The following is a 21700-nucleotide window of genomic DNA, read 5'->3' as shown; positions in this document are numbered from 1 at the left end:
TGGCCGCCACCGGCGTCAGGATCTCGATGGACGGTCGCGGCCGCTGGATGGACAACGTGTTCATCGAGCGGCTGTGGCGCTCGCTCAAATACGAGGACATCTATCTCAAGGGTTATTCGGATGGCCACGAGGCCAAAGCCGGAATCGCCCGATGGATCGAGTTTTACAATTTCCAGCGCCCCCATCAGGCGCTGGAAAACCGCGCGCGGATGGCGGTCTGGCGGGCAGGTGTCACCGGCGCATTCGGCGAAGAGGCTGTGGATATGACGCTTCTCGCAAGCGAGAAGCTTGGACAACGTTGCGCGTTGCCCCACATCCCCACAGCCACGACAGCAGCAAGCAACAGTGGCGTAAAGTATCGGGAAGAACGAACGGCAGCAAGCTCCACTTAAGAAACCAGACCCGGTGGTCCTCAGCATAGGGTCCACTTCACCGATCTCACTGCCCGTACCGGCGAACGATTCTCACCGTCAGTTAATGGGAGCGGTCGGTCAGCCATCATCCAGATCACCGTACTCGAGTTCCTTTCGCCGGTACATCTGGAATGTATCCGAGCTGCTGCTCGAGAGCGGCCAGGGCCTGGCGAGCTCCGTCTAGCGTCGCAGTCGCCTCGTTAAAGAGCTGCCGCGCCTCATTTAATTGAGTGACCGCTCTTGCGCCAGCATTAAAGAGCTTTTTCCTGGTTGATGGAGGTCGATCCTCGAGTACTGCGCGCTCTAGGTCTGGGAGCATGCTCATGAGCGCTCGATGTGTGCGTGCTTGCGCCTTTTCAGAGTTCGCGGCAGCGGCTAGCGCGTTACGATAACGCCGTACCGCCTTGATGGTCCTCTCCTCAAGATGGGAATCGTCGCTCAATGGCTCGTTCTCGCTACTTGCACGGTCGAAGCCGCATCGGGCGTCATGCTGGTTCGATGACAGATCGCTCTCAACCTCCTTTTGACCGTACAATCTGACGCTACGTGCGCTTCAAGCTTGTTGGGTAATTATTACTTTCGTCGCCCTTCATCAGATTGCGCATTGGCGCTAGTTGCTAACAGCGCAGACCAGCGGGCATCGAACTTCGAACATTGCCCCCTCAGCGCTAGACAACATGAGCGTGCACGAAGTGCCTGATGAGCCTCTTTCGCATTGGGCTCGTAAACACTCATCCCGAAGTTGATCATGCATCCAACCGGACGATCCGCCCAGCCGACCACCTCCCGCACCGATCTTGGTCCGATTCGTTTCGTTAGAGCTCAGCCGCTCTGCTTGGCTGATAACCTCGTTGTCACCAGAAACCCGTGAGAAGGTGTCGAAACATTCGGTATCAGCTGGAGAGCTGGCCGGATTGTTCGCGCTGTTTCCGAAGCTGCGCGAAAAAAGCCGTGCTAAGACCGGGCATAACTATCCGATCGTCTTGATTCAGCAGGCCGGCCTTGACGGCTTCTGGGTTCAGGTGCTTGAAAAAGAAGGGGTTTCGAAAACCACTCGAGAATTCATCCTCCGATGAGGCAGTGCGAGTACGGGCCGCAGAGCCGCCATCATGCGGATTGCGCGGCTCGTCGTGATAGACCCAGTCCGCGACCTGCCGCGCGACAGCACCTGCCCGACCACGAACTGGAATGCTCAAGGAGGAGTCATTGATGGCAATTTACCTTATCGACAGTATCGCAACGAGGTCCCTTCCTTGATTGTCAGTTTAGAACGCTCTCCGCTTAGGCGTGTGTGTGGGACGAACGAAGAGTACGTTGCGGCTGCGCGGGCGGCGGGAGAGCCATGCGCTCACGGCGTAAATTGTGCCGATGATAGCGAAAGCGATCGACAGCAAAAAGAAGAATAGCATCGCGTGAACCTCTTAATTGTTGAAGGTTGGTCTGGCTGCATGTGTGGACGCGACCCGCGCAGCGCCGAATTAAGCCAGAGGCCAATCTCTCATACAACGTGACGTAACGTCAGGTTCAAGCGCCGGGCGAGGAAAAGGACGTCATGGCGGTTCGTCTTCGCCTGATCGTGCGGGTTCCTGGGACTCAGCAATGGCGACAACGCTGTCATGGCCGAGCGAGCGGATCAGGCGAGAAGGCAATAGCGAGTCGGATCGGGACTCGTAACAGTGAAGTGGACCCTATGCTGAGGACCACCGGGTCTGGTTTCTTAAGTGGAGCTTGCTGCCGTTCGTTCTTCCCGATACTTTACGCCACTGTTGCTTGCTGCTGTCGTGGCTGTGGGGATGTGGGCAACGCGCAACGTTGTCCAAGCTTCTCGCTTGCGAGAAGCGTCATATCCACAGCCTCTTCGCCGAATGCGCCGGTGACACCTGCCCGCCAGACCGCCATCCGCGCGCGGTTTTCCAGCGCCTGATGGGGGCGCTGGAAATTGTAAAACTCGATCCATCGGGCGATTCCGGCTTTGGCCTCGTGGCCATCCGAATAACCCTTGAGATAGATGTCCTCGTATTTGAGCGAGCGCCACAGCCGCTCGATGAACACGTTGTCCATCTAGCGGCAGATCCTGACGCCGGTGGCGGCCAGCGTGCCGGTGAAGGCGGCGCTGGTGAACTGGCTGCCCTGGTCGGTATTGAATATCTCAGGCCGGCCGAAGCGCGCCAAGGCCTCTTCGAGCGCAGACACACAGAACGATGTGTCCATCGTGTTTGACAGGCGCCAAGCCAGCACCGCACGGCTCGCCCAATCGATGATCGCCACCAGATATAGAAAGCCCTGGCCGATCGGCACATAGGTGATATCGGCCGCCCACACTTGATTTGGCCGGTCGATCACCATATGGCGCAAGAGATACGGGAAGATTTTGTGTCCCGGCGCCGGCTTTGTGGTTCTGGGCTTTGGTCCCAGCGCCGCGATGCCCATCTTGCGCATCAACCGCTGCACGCGCTTGCGATTGATGCGACAGCCTTCGCCATTGAGCATCGCCGTCATCCGCAGCGAGCCCAGGAACGGCCAGGCCGTGAACAGCTGGTCGATCCGTCGCATCAGCTCAAGGTCGTTGTCATTGGCCGGCCGCGGCGGCCGATACGCTCGATCGCGCAACGCTCAGCAGTTGGCATTGCCGGCGGATCGATAGATTCTCATGATCGCGCTGAAGCAATCCTCGGCGATCCGGTGCGCTCATCGTCCGGACCTCCTGGCTAAGAAATCTCGCTCGACCGTCAATTGTCCGATCTTGGCGTGGAGCTTCTCGACCTCCAGTTCGTGGGCCGCCTCGCCATCCCGACCAGTGCCCGGGTCGAACGCGCGAACCGCTTGATCCTGAAGCTGTTTCTTCCAGGCATAAATCTGGTTCACATGCACCTGGTAGCGCTGCGCCAGATCCGTCACCGTTGATCGTTCTCGCAGCGCCTCCAAGGCGATCTTTGCCTTCAGCGCCGCATCGATTGTCCGTCTCGTCTTCTTCATGGTCCGCTCCGTTTATCAAAAAGGGAACGGCATCCGCACCACCTAAGCCGCCGGTCCAAAATCCGGCGTCCACTTCAAGGAAGTCTATGCGTCCAACCGCCGGGACAATCTTCCGCCCTGATCCCGTCGCGGCAGATCCCACGCGCACGATCGTGACGCTCATTCACGGCAGCCTCCCAGGCCGCCAGATCACGCTTCCGGACGGCACTAAGATCGAGGAGAGCAGTCATCGCCCGATGCCCGCCAGGGCATCGCTCTCGATCGATCAACGCTGGCGGACTGGGTTGTACATTGAGAGCTGCCACTGGTCAGCCATATGGACGTACAGTTGCAAAGTGCGGTCAGTTGCGGCGTCGAGTTTGTGTCAGCAACCAGTCCTGGTAGGTGCGTCGCGCGTCTTCAAAGAGATAGAATCGCTATGTGCCGGGGCTGGCCAGCCGCGGCAAGTCAGCGCCGCAGGCTCAGGTGGCGACTGGAGTTGAGCTTAACGGCGCATCGGTAAGAACAGCTGTGCGCTACTCCTAAGCCGAGGCAAGGCTTCTTTGGCGGCGCGAGCGTGGTAGGTAGACCTCCCAATTTCGCTCGGCGCACTACTTGCTTCGCTTGAGGCGCCAGCGAGCGAGGTTTCGCGCATTTGTTCAAAAGATTTGCCAATTACGAGTATCTCAAGTCTTAGAGAAGCAGCGGATGCGAGCTCCCCAAATGATGCAATTCCTCTTTGGGCCTACAGTTGGTCGGACCGTCAGATTTTGTTGCAGTGGCCAGCCAGTCGCGCACAGGATAACTCCGAGCAGGCACGGGACAGGGTGCTCGCTTGTCCATTCTAAATGTCTCACGATGTTAGCGCTCGATCAATGTTCCCAGAGAGCTCGTTCTGAACCGATGGTGTGATACGACTATGCTGCCCAATTCTCAGCAGGCCCGAGATGCGGCCTATCAGCTCCACGCCTACACAAACGCGCGGTCGCACCAACAGACCGGACCGCACATAATTGACCGCGGCGAGGGCCCCTATGTCTTCGACACAGCGGGAAAGCGCTACCTCGATGCGATGGCCGGTCTCTGGAGTGCGGGACTTGGCTTTAGCGAGAAGCGGCTCATCGAAGCCGCGCATCGCCAGATGCAAGTCCTCCCTTTCTATCACACCTTCGCATCACGATCGAATGGGCCTTCCATTGAGCTCGCCGAGAAGCTCGTGAAGATGTCTCCAGTGCCGATGAGCAAGGTGTTTTTCACAAACTCCGGTTCGGAGGCGAACGACACGGTACTGAAGCTGATCACTTATCGTTCGAATGCATTGGGCCAGCCTCAGCGCAAGAAGGTCATCAGCCGGCTGCGTAGTTATCACGGCGTAACGATCGCCACGGCCAGCCTAACCGGATTCTCGGACATCCACCGTTCTTTCGATCTACCGCTGCCCAACATTCTGCACACTGGCTCCCCGCATTTTTACAAAGAAGGGCGTGCCGGAGAATCGGAGGAGGCCTTTGCGACGCGTCGGGCCGAGGAGCTCGAGTCACTGATTCGGCACGAAGGTCCCGATACCATCGCAGCATTCTTCGGCGAACCGGTAATGGGCGCGGGCGGCGTCATCGTTCCGCCGCCAAGTTACTGGGACAAGATCCAAAAGGTACTAAAAAAGCATAGCATCCTTTTGGTTGCCGATGAGGTGATTTGCGGCTTTGGCCGGACCGGCAAAATGTTTGGTTGCGAAACCTACGACATCGCGCCCGATGTGATCGTAGTTTCGAAGCAGCTCACGTCCAGCTATTTTCCGCTCTCGGCGATCATAATGAATGATTACATGTTCGAACCAATCGCGGACGAGAGCAATAAGGTTGGAGTGCTCGCTCATGGATTCACAGGCGGCGGTCACCCGGTCGGAGCCGCCGTCGCGCTCGAAACTCTTAAACTCATCGACGAGCGGGGGCTGATTGCGAATGTCGGCCGAATAGGCGCCTATATGCAGGAACGGCTGCGTACGCTCAGTGACCATCCGCTCGTTGGTGAGGTTCGCGGCGTTGGCCTTATTGCGGCAATCGAGCTAGTGCTGGACAAGGAGCAGAAAGTCGCCGCTACTACTCCGGGCGACGTCGGCAGGATCGCGGCCCGGTTGCTGCACGAGCGAGGGATTATCTTGCGGAATGTAGATGATACGTTGGCGATGTGCCCACCTCTAATCGTCGATAAGGACCAAATCGACGAACTTGTCGATGGGATCGCGGGCATGCTCGACGAGCTTAGGGCGACCGTCGTCAATCTAGGGCGAGCCTGACGAGCCTTCACCCGATCCGTTTATGCCGTCTCAAGTCCAATCGCCTGGAGGAGACGTCTTGCAAGCTCTGACAGGATACGTCGGAGTCGGCGCTGCCGGAGCAGTCTGTGCCGGGCGGCTTATGGTTCGACACATTTACGGCAGCCGCACTCTCTTGATCTGCATCTGGGATCGCTTGCCCTCGCGACTCCTGCTTAGGCTTGCGAAAAACATCAACTAAGTCATTCGCTGAGCTGAAGAGCTTGTCGTGGAGATCTCGGGCCATGTCGCAAAGGTTCGCTCGCGCGAAGCAAGTCGGCGATGACGGATCCGGCACGATGCGAAAAGGATTAGCGACCTGCTCCTGAACTGATTATACAAGCTAAACACGCATCCATGATGCGTTCGCGCGGTGGCGCCGGCTACAATTCTCGGCCCGATTGTGGAGAGATTTGCCTCGCGATGGTCGGCGGGACGGTGGAAGAGACGTTGAACCCAATGCTCGAGGCGGAAGCCGACCGGCTTTGCGGGCTGGCCGGTACGAGCGCAGCAAGGCGCGGCAAGATACTCGAGCTGGCAGTTAAGATCGGACGCTGCAGGCCAGTGCCCAGGTCTATCTGACGATTCCGAAGCTACGAAGGCAGGCCGCGTACTCCAGCAGACGCTCGCGCTGACGCACGTAGGCTCGCAGTTCGGCAATCTGCCCGTTCGGGCTGACAGCTGGCACGCCGCAACCGGAACGAGCCGCTGCTACCATTCCGCATCGCTCACATCGGTCCTACGCCCCAGCACGTGCTTGCATCGCACGCGTTGACAAGCAACATGGTAACGCCCGTGCCACCGAAATCATGTCGGCCGCTCCCTTCCGGCCACAGTCTAGAAGTTACTCGTTTCTCCTACAGGGGGCGCAGCGCCGCGTTGTTCGCCGTCAGGTCCTGTGAGACAAATTGAAGGATTTCGCCGAGGGAGGATTTCTGGTTCATCGTAGCCGCCAGGAGCGAGGATGAAGCAGAAATCCGGACGGGGCAAAGCGCCGGCAGACCAAGTGCTAAACGACATTCGGCGCCAGACCCGCCGGCAGTATTCGGCGGAAGAGAAGATCCGCGCTGGAAGGTTGCGCGGCGAGGAGAACATCTCCGAGCTTTGCCGCCGAGAAGGTATTGCCGCCTCGATGTATTACGGCTGGTCCAAGGAGTTTCTCGAGGCCGGCAAGCGCCGCCTGGCCGGCGACACGGCGCGAGCTGCGACCTCCGGCGAGGTGAAGGACCTCCGCCAGGAGGCTGCCGACCTTGAAGGAGGCCGTGGCCGATCTGACCCTGGAGAACCGTCTGCTCAAAAAAAGTATGAACGGAGATGGGGAGGACGAGGCATGAGATATCCCGCCTCCGAAAAGGCCGAGATCATCCAGCTGGTCGAGCAATCGCATCTTCCGGCCAAACGCACGCTGGACAAGCTCGGTATCCCGCGCGCCACATTCTATCGCTGGTATGATCGCTACCGCGAGGGCGGCGTTGATGCGCTGGCCGATCATCGGTCTCGACCAGACCGGGTCTGGAACCGCATCCCGGACGATGTGCGGGGCCAGATCATCGACCTGGCGCTGGAGTTACCTGAGCGCCACGCGAGCTGGCCGTGCGGTTCACCGACGAACGAAAGTACTTTGTCTCCGAGGCGTCGGTCTATCGGCTGCTGAAGGCGCATGACCTCATCACCAGCCCGGCCTATGTGGTGATCAAGGCCGCGAACGAGTTCAAGGACAAGACGACGGCCGTCAACCAGCTCTGGCAGACCGACTTCACCTACCTCAAGATCACCGGATGGGGGTGGTACTATCTCTCGACCGTGCTTGACGACTTCTCGCGCTACATCGTGGCCTGGAGGCTTGGTCCCACCATGTGCGCTTCCGATGTCACAGCCACCCTCGACCAGGCACTCGCCGCCTCCGGTCTTGACCACATCGCCGTCGCGCACCGGCCAAGGGTGCTCAGCGACAATGGTTCGAGTTACGTGTCGGATGATCTGGCCGAGTGGCTCGACCAGAAGGGCATGCAGCACGTGCGCGGCGCTCCGTACCATCCTCAGACTCAGGGAAAGATCGAGCGCTGGCATCAGGCAAGGTCATCGCGAACCTCTCACCGGCGTAGTTGGACTAATGCAAGGCAAGACAGCCACGGTTTGGTGACCAACTTCTGGCCGCTGCTGGACGCGATGCATAGGCAATGACAGCCTGCGCCTAGTGCGAAGGTGGTCGGCTTCACGCGCGGGCACCATAAACCTTGGTATCGTTCCATGCCCCCTTTAGATGCCCGGCGTTTCCCTACGTTCAATTGAGCCGCCGATCACGATTGTCTTATTTTCAGGGTGTGCGGTAGCGCCCCGCTATCGCTGCCCTCCTTGGGCGTTCCTCCCTAGACTTGGGCCGCTTGCGGCAACGTAGGCGGCCCTTCTTTCTTAAGCGCTAAGTTGATGCCGTCAGGCGGCGTGGTTCCACGACGTAAGCGCGTCTGCGCGGCGGCGATCAGGGTGAGACTCCAGCGACAATCAGGATGAGACTGCGCCGATGGGGACGGACCGAAGGGAGGGCGTAGCCCGACCGGAGGACCGTCCCCATCGGCGTCACGTTTTTGGACTCGTCTGGCGGCTGGGTGCGGCTGGTGCAAGCTGTTGATTCGTGTCGACAAGAGGGAATCGATGCCTCGCCTGGCCTCCACATCACCGACCACCAGATGAGATGGGATGGTTGCCGCCCTCCCCAGACGGCATCGTAATGTGCCAAGAACGCAGTGTTTGAACCACGAAGCGAAGAGGACGGCAAATTGATGGATACGGTGATCGGAGTGGATCTGGCCAAGAATGTGTTTCAGCTCCACGGGGCGTCAATGGCGGGACACTTGAAGTTTCGAAAGAAACTGTCGCGGCTTCAGTTTCGGAAGTTCATGGCGGGGCATCCATCGGCAGTGGTGGTGATGGAAGCCTGTGGCAGCGCCCACTATTGGGCACGGGAGATGGTCAAGCTCGGCCATGAAGTGAAACTGATCGCTCCCCAATATGTGAAGCCTTTTGTGAAACGCCAAAAGAACGACGCGGCTGATGCCGAAGCAATCGTGATCGCGGCACAGCGCCCCGAGATGCGCTTCGTCGAGCCGAAATCGGAAGAACAGCAGGCCAGGGCAGTGCTCTTTCGGGCTCGGAAGCGCCTTGTTCATCAGCGCACCGATCTGGTGAATGCGCTGCGTGCTGTTCTCTACGAATTCGGCCATATCATTCCGCAAGGAATCGAACAACTTAAACGCATTGACGCAATCCTCGAAGATCCGAACAGCGATCTACCAGAACTGGTCCGCGAGGAATGTCGGAGTCTCATTGATCAGATCGCCTACAAGACGGAGCGGATCGATGCCAAGGCAGAGCAGCTCAAGAAGTTGGCGACGCGGACTGTCACGGCGCAGCGGCTGCAGACAATGCCGGGGGTCGGCCCGCTGACCGCACTGGCGATCGAGGCTTTCGCGCCCGACATGGCGGCCTTTAGACGTGGCCGAGACTTCGCGGCTTGGCTCGGCTTGGTCCCACGGCAACATTCCTCAGGGGGAAAGGAGAGGCTCGGACGCGTTTCGAAGGAAGGACAGGCGGACATTCGCCAGTTGCTCATCGTTGGGGCGATGTCGCGGCTGAACTGGCTCGGGCGCAAGTCGATCCCTAGCGGATCCTGGCTGGCGCAGATGCTGGCGAGGAAGCCGCGTATGCTTGTGGCGATCGCCTTGGCGAACAAGATGGCTCGGACGATTTGGGCCATGCTCACCCGGAAGGAGGATTATCGGAACCCAGCGCAGGCAGTGACGGCATGACTGCATGCAGCACGAAATAGCCTGACGTTGGTGAAGGGGGTGTGAGAAGGCGACGACCCGAATGGGCGCAACGATCGAAAGATCTGGATCAGGAAACCAGCTAGAGCCAAAGAGCCGACGTGCTCGGAGATGAGAATTGGACCTGGTCCGCGGATCACCATACCGGCCAGCGGCTTCTGAAAATGCCGTAAAGGAAGGCCTGACAGAAGACCGCACTCGATCACACGCCAAAGGGTCAGAAACTTCTTGCATTGCGGGCGGCACCATCTTTTATGGAGACCTGCCTCTAAAGAGGGCTAACAAGAGGACCCGTTGTCGTCGAGGAACGGCAAGGGTGGTCTAGCAAACCTTAAAGCTGATCGAGAGGCCCGTCTTTCTGTGGAAAGTGTTTCCTCTTGATCCCCACGAGCCAAATGAAAATCGATGCCATACTCGAGAGGCCTGCTCAATTTACAGTTTATCGTCAGCGCATTGCTGCGAAACCCAAATGTCGTTGGTGGTAGTTTCAGGCCGACGGAAACCGTCTCCTTCTTGGCCGCTGCGTGGACAAAGGATGCGTACCTTTGCGAACGGCTGACCACGCCGAGCCCACCTGCACGTTGCCTGCCGGCAGGTTATCGCATCGAACGTCAGAGGCTTCGATGCTGCTGGTCAATTCCTTGTCGTCGCCTTGCCGGACCAATCGCCTTGGTGGTCCCAGCGATTGTTATGCGCTTTCTTCCAATGCCTGGTTGAAAACCGCATGGAATGTCACGCGCAATGGCGCCTGCGCGGCCCATGCACCCACAAGAGTGGAATCGGGTTCTAACCCTTCGAGGGTCCATTCCGGCATCGCTTGGCCGTCGAGCGATGCCAGTCGAGGGACCTGGGTGCGCGGCCACTCGATCTCGCAACGGCGAGGGCTGATGGACAGGCCGATGCCGGAGGCCTTCAGCACGGCTTCCTTGCAGGTCCACGTTCGCAACAGCGATGAGCGTCGCGCGCAAGGCGACAGCGCGCGCCAACGCGCGTGTTCCGATTCACTGAGCACCGCGATCGCCATGGAACTGATGTCGCCTCGGCGATCGATCGGCTCGATGTCGACTCCTACCTCCCCACCGCGCGCGATGCCTATCAGGCATCGGCGTCCGCCATGCGACAGGCTGAAGTGGATCGGCGGCATGAAGCGCGGTAGAACGGTGCGCGGCTTGCCGAAGCGGCCGGTGGCGAAGACCAGATCGGCCGCGCTGATGTGGACGTAGGCCTGCAGCAGCTGCCGCAAGGCGGCATGCGCGACGATGTAGCGCCGGCGGCGTTCATCCGCCCGGTGCCCGGCCGCGATCATGCGCTCCGCATCGGAAAGCACCGGCAGCAGCCGGCCGGTGTCGCAGGCACCATCCAGCTCGACCACCCACAGGTGCACGTCGCCGCGCGCGAGCGCAGGCGCGACATTGGCAGGTCGGGCGGTGAGCCACATCGCGTGCTGTCGTTAGCAAGGCATCGCGCGCAGCACCGGCCTGAGCGTCGACACCACGAGGTCGATTAACACCGGCAAAGACCTGCGAAAGTAGAAGTGGCCGCCGGGAAGCAGCACGGGCACGGATGCGTGCACGTGACTTGCCCATCGCTCGAGAAGCTCCGGGCGCACGACGGGATCGTCCTCGCCGCCCAGCAGGGTCGTCGGGCAGGCAAGGCGCACGGGAGCTTCGGGACGATAGGTCTCCAGGATCTCGACGTCCGCCCGCATCGACTTGATCAGCACGCTCATCATCTCCCGGTCATTGGCCACCGCCTCGGGTAGTCCGCCGTAGTGGACGATCCGGGCGATGAAGTCACGATCGCTCAGCCGCGTCGGTCGAACCGCGCGCGCCGAGGCATCCATCGGAACCCACGACGAGACGAAGAGGTGCGAGGGCTTGCGGCGAAGCTGCCGCGTCAGCTCGAAAGCGACTGCGGCGCCGAAGCTGTGTCCGAACAGCGCGAACGGACGGTCGAGGCAAGGCGCCATGGCCTTGAGCAACTCCGCGGTGAGCGCCGGCATGCTGCGGCAGGCCGGCTCGTCGATCCGTTCCTCCCGCCCGGGCAGTTGCACCGGCAGCACATCGATCTCGCGCGGCATGAGCCGGCGCCATTCTGTGAACGCCGACGCGCCGCCCCCGGCGTGATGGAAGCAGAAGAGCGACAAGCGTCCCGCTTCCGAGGCGCCTCCCAGCGGTAACCACGGCCCTGCCGGCGACTTCATGCTCGTGCATCGATCAGTTGGGGGCGAGCGCTTGCGCGATCACGCCTTGGATGAATGGGCGATCCTCGACGACCCCGAAATGGGCTCCCTGCCGGGTCAGGAGATTGAAGGGCCCGTCCGTCAGGTCCGCCCACGCCGCCGCGTCGTCATGGCTCACGTACTCGTCGTCCTGGCCGCGAAAGCTTGTGATTGGAATCTGCCAGGGCGTCGCCGGCGTGAAGACATACCGGCTCGCCATCTCGAACTCTGCGCGCACCACCGGCAGCACGAGCTCACGAAGCTCGGTGATGGACAGCATCTCCACCGTCGCATCGATCCGAAAGTGCCTTAGGATTTCCGCCAGCACAGCAGCCGGCTGGCGATAGCTCGGAAGCGTCGGACGGAACGCCGGCAGTGCGAGCAGCGACGAGGTCAGCCGCTTCTCGAAGGGCGCATCGCGGATGAGGCGATGCGGCGGGCGCGACCCAGAGGCGAACAGGTGCAAGGGCACCACCCCCTCGCGCTCGACCAGGGTCCGCGCGACCTCGTACATCGTGAGGCCACCGATGCAGTGGCCGAAGAGCGCGACCGGGCGATCCAAATATTCCCTCAACCGCGGCAACAGGTCTTCCACAAAAGCCTCGATACGCGTCAACGGCGCTTCGTTGATGCGCGCCAAGCGGCCCGGAGGCTCGACGGCGAGGATCTCCGCATTGGGTTCGGCGCTCTCGGCCCACCCGCGATAGACGGCTGAGCCGCCGCCGGCGAACGGAAAGCAGATCAACCGATAGCGGGCATCCGGGTTGCGTCGGATCTCGACCAGCCATCTGCCTTTCGATGCTTCGGAGTGCCGCGCCGTGGCGACGACGACAGCCGGGGCGGGCCCGCCTTCATGTGTCGCGATCTGCGCGGGGTCGGGATTGATCCTGGGCAGCAGCTCGTCGGCCAGCTGCGCCACGCTCGGCCCCTTGAGCATCGTCGCGGCGGCCACGCGCACGCCCAGCGTGGCATCGAGCCGGTTGGTCAGCGTGATGGCGATCAGCGAGTCCAGGCCGAGCTCGCGCAGTGGCTGATCGGGGTTGATCCCGCCGGCGATCTCGAGAATGGAGCGCACGAGCCCCGAAACAACATCGACGAGCACATCCCTTCGGCTATCCACAGGCGCCGCGGCCAGGCGCGCGCGTATGGCGCCTCGATCGCCCGAAGGCTGCGCGGCCCGGGCCTTCCCGCGAGCCACCGCTTGCAGGAAGGGTGGCGCGCTGGGGTACTGCCCGGCCCACAGCGACCAGTCGGTGATCGAGACGACCGCCTGCTGGAGTCGCCGCGCCATGATGGCCTGCAAGGCCTCGATCCCCTCGTCCGCCGGTATGTACCGGGTTCCCCTGGACCTCCAGATAGCCTCGCCGCGTTTACCGGACTCCGTCGCCAGGCCGGTCTCGGCCCATGGACCCCAGTTGATGACCTGGGCCGGCAACCCGGCGCGGCGGCGGTGCTCGGCCAGGCCGTCGAGGAACGCATTGCCCGCGACGTAGTTCACCTGTCCCATCGACCCCACGACGCTGAGCACCGACGAGAAGAGAACGAAGTGATCGATGTCCAGCTCTCGCGTGGCCTGGTGCAGGAGCCAGCCCCCTAGGACCTTGGGCTGCGTGACCCGGACGTACTTGTCCCACTCCATCTGCAGCAGCACGCCGTCGTCGAGCAGGCCCGCGCAGTGGAACACGCCCTTCAGCCGAGGCATGTCGCTTGCGATGCCGGTGAAAAGGGCGCTCACATCATCCGGACGTGCAATGTCCGCCGCCTTGACAATCACCTGCGCTCCCTTGTCCTGGAGCTGTTTCAGCACGGCGGCCGCGGCCTCGCCGGGAGGCCGGCGCGCCGTCAGCACCAGGTGGCGCACGCCGTGGCGCTCCACCAGCCAATTCGCCACGACAAGCCCGAGAGCGCCTAGTCCCCCGGTGACTAGATATGTGGATTCGGCATCGAAGGACGGTTGGATGACATGGTCGCCATCCGCGGTTGATTGCTCCTGCACGAGTCGGGGCGCATAGCGCCCGGCGGCGCGCAATGCGATCTCCATTTCGCCATCGCTTCCGAGTAATTCGCCGACCAGGCCGTCCACGTCACCATCGTCGCCCAAGTCGATCATGCCGCCCCAGAACTCCGGGTGCTCCAGCGCCGCGACTCGGCCAAGGCCCCAGAGCGATGCGTGCAGCGGATCGCCCCCCGTCGCGTGGGGCTCGGGCGATTGGCTCGCGCGCGTGACGATCCAGACCCGCGGCACTGGCTCACCGCTCTCGGCCCAGGCGGCTAGCATCTTCACGACCTGCAATGCAGTGCGGCAGCAATGCGCTTCGGCCGCCGCTATCTCCTCGCCGCTCATCTTGGCGGAGGTCTGCACATCCAGCGCGTGCATCAGCACGACGCCGTGCAGCCCGCCCGGCTGTTTCGCCGCCTTGCGGATCGCGTTGTCCGGATCCGTCGCCTTCTTCCAGCGCCGCGGGTCCTGCACCGTGGCCGAAAGAGTCTGCTGGCCCAGTCTCTCGGCCAGCACTTCACCCAGCCCGCCCGGGTCGCCGAGGATGAGCCAACCGTTCCTGGGCTCGGCCGCCGGCGCTGCCAGCGCCGGCTTTTCGATCCATTGCACAGCGTAGAACGACTGGACGATAGAAGTGGCACTTTCAGGGGCGATGACCCGCTGCGCTAATCGCCTGACGTTTAGGCCGGCCATGAGCGCGACCGCAGTCCCGTCCTCGGTAAAGATCCTGATGTCGACGGTGAATCCGGTTTTTCCGCCATCGCTTTCGCGTAGGCTGCAGACCACCCACGCGCGATCGACGCCGGAGCGATAGATCTCGAATCGCTCGATCGAGATCGGCAGGTAGGTGCCGTCGGCTCCGGAAGGCAGGTGGGCCAGGTCCCGGTAGTCCGGAATCAGCGCGGGGTAGGTGTGCAGGCAGGCGTCGAGCAGCGCGGGGTGCAGCTCATGCGCCGACGCCCCCAGGTGTGCCGGCAAGGCAACTCTGCCGACCACGGCCCCTTCGCCCTGCCACAGCTCGGCGATCCCGCGGAATCCCGGGCCGTATCCGAAGCCGAGCGGCTCGATCGCGGCGTAATAGTCCTGCGGCGCCACCGCCCGCATGCGTTCGATGCCCAGCGACGTCGCGACAGGCCCCGGCAAGTCTTCCATGCTGCGCGCCTGCAGAGCCTCGATGCGCCCAGCCATGTGCTGCCGCCATTCGCCTGCATGGGCAGGGTCGAGGCTCGCAATCTCGGCGACGAGGCCATCGCCATCGTTGGACAGCAATGCCTGGACCACAAGCGAGCCGGCATCGGGAATCACTATCGCCGCGCCGTAGGTGAGCGAGGCGACGGCAACGGCCGCTGAGCCGAGGCGCATCCGTGCGGCCTGGGTCAACGCCACCAACCCAGCCGTCAGGGGCAGCACGGCATGGCCGAAGATGCGGTGATCGGTCAGCCAGGGTAACCGGTCCAGGTCGTACACCGTCTCGAACTGCCAGGCTGGCAGCGGCGACTTCAGGCGCTGCCCCAGCAAGCCTTCCTGTCCCGCGGGCGCGGGCCGGTGCATGCGCTCGATCCAGTAGCGCTCGCGCTCGAACGCATAGGTAGGACCGGACACCCGGCGCCGCGCATAGGCTGCATCGAACCCGCGCCAGTCGACCGGGGCGCCACCGCGCCACAACGCGCCCACCGCCAGCGCGAGTTGGCTCCATTCCCTGTCCTTGCCGATGGAGCTCAGGTAGCGCCGCTCGGCACCGCCCGCGTCGCCGAGCGTCTGCTGCGCCAGCGACACCAGGGTGGAACCGGGCCCGATCTCAAGGAAGTCGAGGATGCCCATCGCGGCCAGCGTGCGCGTGCCCTCGACAAAGCGCACCGGCTTCAACGAGTGCTCGCTCCAATGGCGCGGCGTCGGCGCGTCGATCATCTGCATGCCGCTCAGGTTGTCGATCAGCGCGAGCTTGGGCGTATTCGCCGCGTGGCTCGCGGCAAGCGCCTCCAGATCGCCCAGGATCGGCTTCATGAGGGGCGAATGGAATGCATGCGAGACAGTCAGTTGCTTCGTCTGCACGCCCGCCTGCGCGGCCAGCTCAAGCGCCTGCGCGACCGCCGATGCCGTACCCGATATGACGGTGTTGTCGGGCGAGTTGTAGGCCGCAATGCTGAGGTGGTGTCCGATCTTCCTGCCCAGCAGGGCTTCCACGGCCGGGCCGTTGGCAAACAGCGCCGCCATTGCCCCGCCCGCCGGCAAAGACTGCATCAGCCGCCCGCGCGCGACGATCAGCGCGAGCGCTGCCTCGAGCTCGTAGACGCCGGCCACGCAAGCCGCGACATATTCGCCGACACTGTGCCCGATGACGGCATCCGGCATGATGCCCCATGACTGCCACAGCTGCGCCAACGCCCATTCCACGGCGAAGAGCGCCGGCTGCGTGTACGCGGTCTGGTGGATGAGCTCGTGCCCGCCGAAGATGATCTCCAGCAAGGGCACCTCGAGATGCGGCCGTGACAGCGCTTCGCAGCGTTCGAGCGCGGCGCGAAAGACGGGCTGCGTGCGAAACAGTTCCGCGCTCATCCCCGAGTACTGCGAACCCTGGCCGGTGAACAGGAACGCCAGCGGCCGCCGCCCTGCGCGGATACCCATGGCGTGGGGGGCGACCTGCGTCAGTTGCTCGACCAATTGCTCGCGCGTGCTGCCTATGGCCGTGAAGCGGAAGTCCAGTTGAGCCCGCCCCGTAGCGGCGGTGTAGCACTGATCCGCCAGCAGTTGGCCCGACTTGCTGATGTGCTGGCGCCAGCGCTCGATCTGGCTTCGCAGGGCGGCTTCCGAGCGGGCAGACAACGGCAGCACATGCAACGGGCGATCCGCTTCGGGTGCGAGGCGGGGTACCGCCGGGGGCGCCTCCTCGAGGATCGCGAACGCATTCGTCCCGCCGAGCCCCAGCGCATTGACGGCGGCCAGCCTGCGCGAGCCATTGCTCGGCCAGTCGCGAAGCTCGGTGTTCACGAAGAACGGCGTTTCCGCAAAAGCGATCTTGGGATTGGGCGTCTTGAAGTTCAGGCTGGGCGGGATCTTCCCGTGATGCAGTGCGAGGGCGACCTTGATGAGGCTGGCCAGGCCCGCGGCCTGCTCGAGGTGGCCGAGGTTGGTCTTGACCGAGCCTATCGCGCAAAAGCCGGTCCGCGTGGTGTCGGTGCGAAACACGCGCGTCAGCGCCTCAATCTCCAGTGGATCGCCGACGACGGTCCCGGTGCCGTGCGTCTCAACGTAGTCGATGGCCTCCGGCGCCACGCCGGCCCGGTCGAACGCCTCCAGCATCGCCTTCGCTTGGCCGCTCACGCTTGATGCCGTGTAGCTGATCTTGGCCGCACCATCGTTGTTGATTGCCGAGCCGCGGATGACGGCGTAGATGTGGTCGCCATCGGCGATCGCATCCTCCACGTGCTTGAGCAAGACGGCCGCGACCCCGCTGCCGAACACGGTTCCCTGCGCGGCCGCGTCGAAGGCCCTGCAGTGTCCATCGGGGGACTGGATGTCGCCCTCGCGGAAGTAGTACCCGCCGTGGTGAGGCACGCGAACGCACGCGGCGCCGGCGATGGCCATGTCGCACTCGCCGCCCATGATGCTGCGGCAAGCCAGGTTGACCGCCACCATCGACGTCGAACAGGCCGTCTGCACGGTCAGGCTCGGGCCCGTCAGGTCGAGTTTGTACGACACCCTCGTCGCGATGAAGTCCTTGTCGTTGCCGATGTGCTCCACACCGCCGGTCGAGCCCTGCAGGCTCGGGTTCGAGGCGAAATAGCTGCTCACCAGGCCGCCCGCGCCGGCGAAGACGCCCACTGCCCCGTCGAAGCCTTGCGGCCGGTACCCGGCATCCTCGAAGGCTTCCCACGCGACCTCGAGGAACAGGCGCTGCTGCGGATCGGTGACGCGAGCCTCGCGCGGTGAATACTCGAAGAACCCGGCGTCGAAACGGTCGAAGTCCGCGATCACCGGGGCAGCCTTCACATACTGCGGGTCGCGAAGCACTGCCGGATCCACGCCCGCCTTCAGCAGGGCGTCGTCGTCGAAGAACGTGATCGACTCGACGCCGTTGGCGAGGTTGCTCCAGAAGGAGCGCCAGTCGCTTGCCCCGGGGAACCGGCAGGCGATCCCAATGATCGCGATGCCCCTCTCGCGGGCAGGCTCCGCGGTCATTGACGCGACTCCCTTTTCTCGCGCCGGCTCTGGCTTGCGCGCTGCGCCTCCACGAGTTCCTTCACGTCGTCGGCCTGGCCGCCGTTGGCATCGAACAACCGCCGATAGGCGCCCACGAGGTCATCAACGGTGCGCACCGAGGTGATCGGCACGAGCTTCTGGAACGGATCCGCACCGAATACCGATTCGAGCTCGAACACGAGCTCCGCCAGGTCCAGCGAGCGTAGCCCCAGGGTCGCGTTGAGCTTGTCGTCGCCATGCAGGCTCTTCGCGGGAAGACCCCGAAGCTCCATGATGCGGGCGATGGCGGCATGCACCAGGCCGTTCACCTGCGCCGCTGCAATTCCTTCCTTCAGCATGTAATTCCTCCGTCTACGACGATGACTTGGCCGGTCACGAAAGCCGCCTGGTCCGATACGAGAAACTGGACGACATTCGTGATGTCACTGATCTGCGCCATTCGCCCGAGTGGCGTGCGCCGTACAATCCGCTCGCGGGCGGCGTCGCTGAGCTCCTTGACCATGTCACTTTCGAAATAGCCGGGAGCCACCGAATTGACCCGGATGCCGCGCGGGCCCAGCTCGCGTGCGAGGCTTCGGGTCAAGCCATCAACCGCCGCCTTGGTGGCGCTATAGACCGCGACGCCGGTATGGCCGCGAATCGCATTCACCGAGGAGACGTTGACGATGGATCCCCGGTTGGCGCGAATCATCCACTTGCAACAGGCCTGCGTCAGCAGCACGGTCCCGCCGAGGTTGAGCGAGATCGTGCGCTCGACGTCGGCCTGCCGCATCAGGGCCAGCAGGCCATCGGCGCCGATGCCCGCGTTGTTGACCAGTGCGCCGATGTCGCCCCACTTGCCACCGATCGCGCCGACGAAGTCGTGGATGGCGGCCGCGTTGGTGCCGTCGACCTGCTCCCAATGGAAGCGGTCATGCTGGGCGGGTTCCGCGGCAAGCGCCTGGATCTGCGGCGTGGGCGAGCGACTGAAGGTCGCGACCCGCCTGCCCGAGGCCAGGAAGGCGCGAACCAGGGCTAGACCCAGGCCGCGACTGCCGCCGCTCACGATGACCGGCTCGTCGTGTATCGCGCTCATTGCGCCCCCTCGGCCGAGGCAAAGCGGTTCTTCTTGAACCGGTCGCCGTGATGGTCGACGTCGCTGATGTTGATCTTCACCGGAATCTTGTAGCGTTCGAGCCGAGCTTCGCAGAAGCGGCGCAATCGCGATGCCGCGACTGTGGTGTCTTCCGGCGCGATCAGGCTTACGCGCGCCGTCACCACCTGCCCGGTGATCGCGTTCGCCTTGGCCGATACCGTCACGTCGCGCACGTTGCCTGCCGCCAGCAAGACGCTCTCGACTTCGTTCGGATAGACCTTCTCTCCGCCCACGTTGATGATTTCCGAGCGTCGTCCGAGGACACGCACGTAGTCGCCATCGGTCTCGACGATGTCCTGCGTGTTGAACCAGCCCTCGGCGTCGAAGGGCGATGCGGCGTTGAGGTATCCGAGCATCGCGGAGCTGGAACGGATCCAGAGAACGCCATCGACGATCTTGTGCTCGAAGCCCTCGCTGCCTAGCTTCATCCACAGCGAGTCCGAGCTCTTCGATTGTGTGGGCATGATGCCGAGCTCGGACAGGCCGTAGGTCTGCTTCAGCTTGACGCGCGGAAACGCATCGTGCAAGGCCGCGAGCGTCGTCTCGGGCATCGGCTCGGTTCCGTAGGTGATCAATTCAAGCGAGGAAAGATCGTGCTCCTTATAGGCCTCTGATATGAGCAGCATGTTGAGGAACGTGGGACTGGTCGGAAGCAACTGCACGCGATGGCACTCGATGGCTTCACACACCGCGTTCGGTGTCCGGCTCGCGGGCGTCACGACGGTCCCGCCCTGGCCGAGGACGTTGAGCAGGGTGTTGATGCCGCCGATGTGGTCCAGCAGAAGGAAGGCCAGTGTCGTGTAAGCGCGTCCAGGCTTCTGTCGCAGCCTCGCGGTGAGCTTCTCGAAGTTCAGCAGCGACGCCTTGCTGCGGCCGGTGGAACCGGAGCTAAACAGGATCAGCCCTGGTGCGCCTTCGCGGCCCAACTGGGTGATCAGTTCGTGCCGCTGCGACGGCACCGGCCGCTCCTCGAATGTCCACTGGCCATCCTGCGGCAGGACGAAGACACCTTCGACCTGCCCGACCTCCAGATATTCCTCTGTCTTCGCCGCGCTCGACGACGACAGCGGCACCACGATGGCGCCTATCGCGGCGATCGCGAGAAGTAGTGCGCAGGCTTCGCCGGAATAGTCGCTGCGCACAGCAAGGACCTGCCCCGCGCGGCATCCCAGCTTCGCCAGTTGGGCTTGCCAGTCACGCATCCGTGCCGAAAATTCGTCGTAGCTCATGCTCCCGTCCGAGGTCACCAGGCAATGCCGGTTTCCAAACGATGCGAGCAGAGTCCTGAAGTCCATTAACATCGCGCTCTCCTTGGAGGCATGAAGACATGCCGATCTGGCGGGCTCAATCGCGCGACCAGCCCTGCGCCGCTTGCAGAAAATGCCTCGCGCTCGCGTCGGCCAATTCCGGCACAATGCCGTCGTACCCGCCGGCAGCCGACAGCATCAAGCGGTACAGGTCGAGCGCCGATTTCTGCGCATCGATGGCGATCGTGATCCATGCCCGGGAATTCGACGAAAGCACCTGGACCATGTCGTAGAACTCGCTCATCAACTGGACGTACTGTTGATATCGCGCGCTCGCACTCTCGACAGCCCGGAGGTGCTTTAGCTTGCTTTCTTCTTTGCCTATCATGTTTGTCTCGGCTAATCGTAAATCCGGTTTAGGCGAGGGCCGAGCCTATTGAGCAGACGAATCAGAGTAACCTGTCAGTTCTTGCAGCTTGCGCAAGCATCTGACCTCGTTTCCGCAAGATCGCCGAGCAACGTTCGTGAGGTGCCGGGCCCTCAGGTTCGCTCGACACGGTTGGGCAACGCCGTCCTTTGGGCACGCAGCTAATGGTGATTTTGCGGCGCCGAAACCTTCATCTCGCCTAGGTGGGTACGGGAGCAGAACGAGGCGCACCGCCAAGTGCCGAATAGAACTGCGAGGTGGTGCACGCCCACGGGCATACTCTGGGTGCGCGATGACAAGCGTATCGTGCTCATTTGGCGGCACGCCTAACGGTGCCACGAGGCGTGGCATGGAACGGCGCGGGCGGCTGGCTGATCTTCTCGCAATCGCGGCAGGTGAACTTTTCCCGCACCGTCTCGATTAGCTTGAACCGGCGCGGGATCTCCTCCAGCGTCTCGGTCACATCCTCGCCCAGCTTCGCTAGACGCGATCCGCCGCAGCAGGCGCAGCTCTTCGGGGCCTCGATAACGATGCGCTCGCGTTCGATGTCGTCCGGCCAGGGCTTGCGTACCGGCCGCTTGCGCGTAAAGGCGCGCACGCTCTGGGTTTTCGCCGCGGCGGCCCGCGCGGCAAGCTCATCCTCGCTCGCCGTGGTGGCGAGTTCTTCGAGCTCCAATTCCAATTGTTCGATCAGCCGCGCCGTGCGCTCGGAGCGCTGCCCGTACAGTTCGCGCTTGAGTTTCTCGATCCGCAACTCGAGATGCGCGATCAGCGCCGCGTTGTCCGACAGCTCCGCCCGCGCGTTGGCGGCATCCGCGACGGCCACATCGCGTTCAGCCTGCAACGCCTCACGCTCGGCCAGCAGCGCCATGTAGGCGCTCGCGAGGTCCGAAGGAAGAGCGCCCGGCTTCGATGTCATGAAGCCATTGAATCAGATCAGGCTGCAGATTCAATCGTAAAAAGGC

General features: G+C 62.8%; 10 protein-coding genes and 4 pseudogenes. 5 read left to right on the top strand and 9 right to left on the bottom strand.

The window, feature by feature from the left end; all coding sequences use genetic code 11:
- Both GA0061099_RS36080 and GA0061099_RS40710 read left to right on the top strand, forming a co-directional pair.
- A pseudogene (locus GA0061099_RS36080) lies at positions 1 to 203 on the top strand (integrase core domain-containing protein); the annotation flags it as partial.
- A gap of 1061 nt (positions 204 to 1264) precedes the next feature.
- Positions 1265 to 1489 (top strand): hypothetical protein, encoded by a 225-nt coding sequence (locus GA0061099_RS40710; RefSeq protein WP_141697754.1) that lies wholly within the window; start codon positions 1265 to 1267, stop codon positions 1487 to 1489.
- Between the two features lie 829 nt (positions 1490 to 2318).
- On the opposite strand, the pseudogene GA0061099_RS39520 reads toward GA0061099_RS40710, so the two are convergent.
- Positions 2319 to 3389: pseudogene (locus GA0061099_RS39520) on the bottom strand (IS3 family transposase); the annotation flags it as partial.
- 898 nt (positions 3390 to 4287) lie between these two features.
- Here GA0061099_RS39520 and GA0061099_RS36055 point away from each other — a divergent pair.
- The 3 genes and pseudogenes from GA0061099_RS36055 to GA0061099_RS36040 all read left to right on the top strand — a co-directional run bounded on the left by GA0061099_RS36055 (position 4288) and on the right by GA0061099_RS36040 (position 9488).
- Positions 4288 to 5664, top strand: a complete 1377-nt coding sequence (locus GA0061099_RS36055; RefSeq protein ID WP_074448431.1) for an aspartate aminotransferase family protein — start codon at positions 4288 to 4290, stop codon at positions 5662 to 5664.
- Between the two features lie 982 nt (positions 5665 to 6646).
- Positions 6647 to 7770, top strand: a pseudogene (locus GA0061099_RS36045) (IS3 family transposase); the annotation flags it as partial.
- Between the two features lie 692 nt (positions 7771 to 8462).
- Positions 8463 to 9488: an IS110 family RNA-guided transposase gene (locus tag GA0061099_RS36040; protein ID WP_199751066.1), complete on the top strand. Its 1026-nt coding sequence runs from the start codon at positions 8463 to 8465 to the stop codon at positions 9486 to 9488.
- A 706-nt stretch (positions 9489 to 10194) separates the two neighbouring features.
- Here GA0061099_RS36040 and GA0061099_RS36035 read toward each other — a convergent pair.
- The 8 genes and pseudogenes from GA0061099_RS36035 to GA0061099_RS36000 all read right to left on the bottom strand — a co-directional run.
- Positions 10195 to 10944: a 4'-phosphopantetheinyl transferase family protein gene (locus GA0061099_RS36035; RefSeq protein WP_074448429.1), complete on the bottom strand. Its 750-nt coding sequence runs from the start codon at positions 10942 to 10944 to the stop codon at positions 10195 to 10197.
- Positions 10945 to 10956: 12 nt separating this feature from the next.
- Positions 10957 to 11709 (bottom strand): thioesterase II family protein, encoded by a 753-nt coding sequence (locus GA0061099_RS42400; RefSeq protein ID WP_225138392.1) that lies wholly within the window; start codon positions 11707 to 11709, stop codon positions 10957 to 10959.
- 13 nt (positions 11710 to 11722) lie between these two features.
- Positions 11723 to 17905, bottom strand: a complete 6183-nt coding sequence (locus GA0061099_RS36025; protein ID WP_074448428.1) for a type I polyketide synthase — start codon at positions 17903 to 17905, stop codon at positions 11723 to 11725.
- Positions 17902 to 18264, bottom strand: a complete 363-nt coding sequence (locus GA0061099_RS36020; protein WP_074448427.1) for a hypothetical protein — start codon at positions 18262 to 18264, stop codon at positions 17902 to 17904. Before GA0061099_RS36020 ends, GA0061099_RS36025 begins: the two co-directional genes overlap by 4 nt.
- Positions 18258 to 19001, bottom strand: coding sequence for an SDR family NAD(P)-dependent oxidoreductase (locus GA0061099_RS36015; protein WP_074448426.1), 744 nt, complete (start codon positions 18999 to 19001; stop codon positions 18258 to 18260). Before GA0061099_RS36015 ends, GA0061099_RS36020 begins: the two co-directional genes overlap by 7 nt.
- Entirely contained in the window at positions 18998 to 20356 is a 1359-nt protein-coding gene (locus tag GA0061099_RS36010; protein WP_141697753.1) for an ANL family adenylate-forming protein, read from the bottom strand. Before GA0061099_RS36010 ends, GA0061099_RS36015 begins: the two co-directional genes overlap by 4 nt.
- 49 nt (positions 20357 to 20405) lie before the next feature.
- Positions 20406 to 20696, bottom strand: a complete 291-nt coding sequence (locus GA0061099_RS36005; RefSeq protein WP_074448424.1) for a hypothetical protein — start codon at positions 20694 to 20696, stop codon at positions 20406 to 20408.
- Between the two features lie 367 nt (positions 20697 to 21063).
- Positions 21064 to 21654, bottom strand: a pseudogene (locus GA0061099_RS36000) (transposase domain-containing protein); the annotation flags it as partial.
- Positions 21655 to 21700 lie beyond the last annotated feature (46 nt).

The organism is Bradyrhizobium yuanmingense, from assembly GCF_900094575.1.
Taxonomy (GTDB): domain Bacteria; phylum Pseudomonadota; class Alphaproteobacteria; order Rhizobiales; family Xanthobacteraceae; genus Bradyrhizobium; species Bradyrhizobium yuanmingense.
Note: the sequence above shows the minus strand (reverse complement) of the source record. Positions and strands in the feature narration are given on the sequence as shown.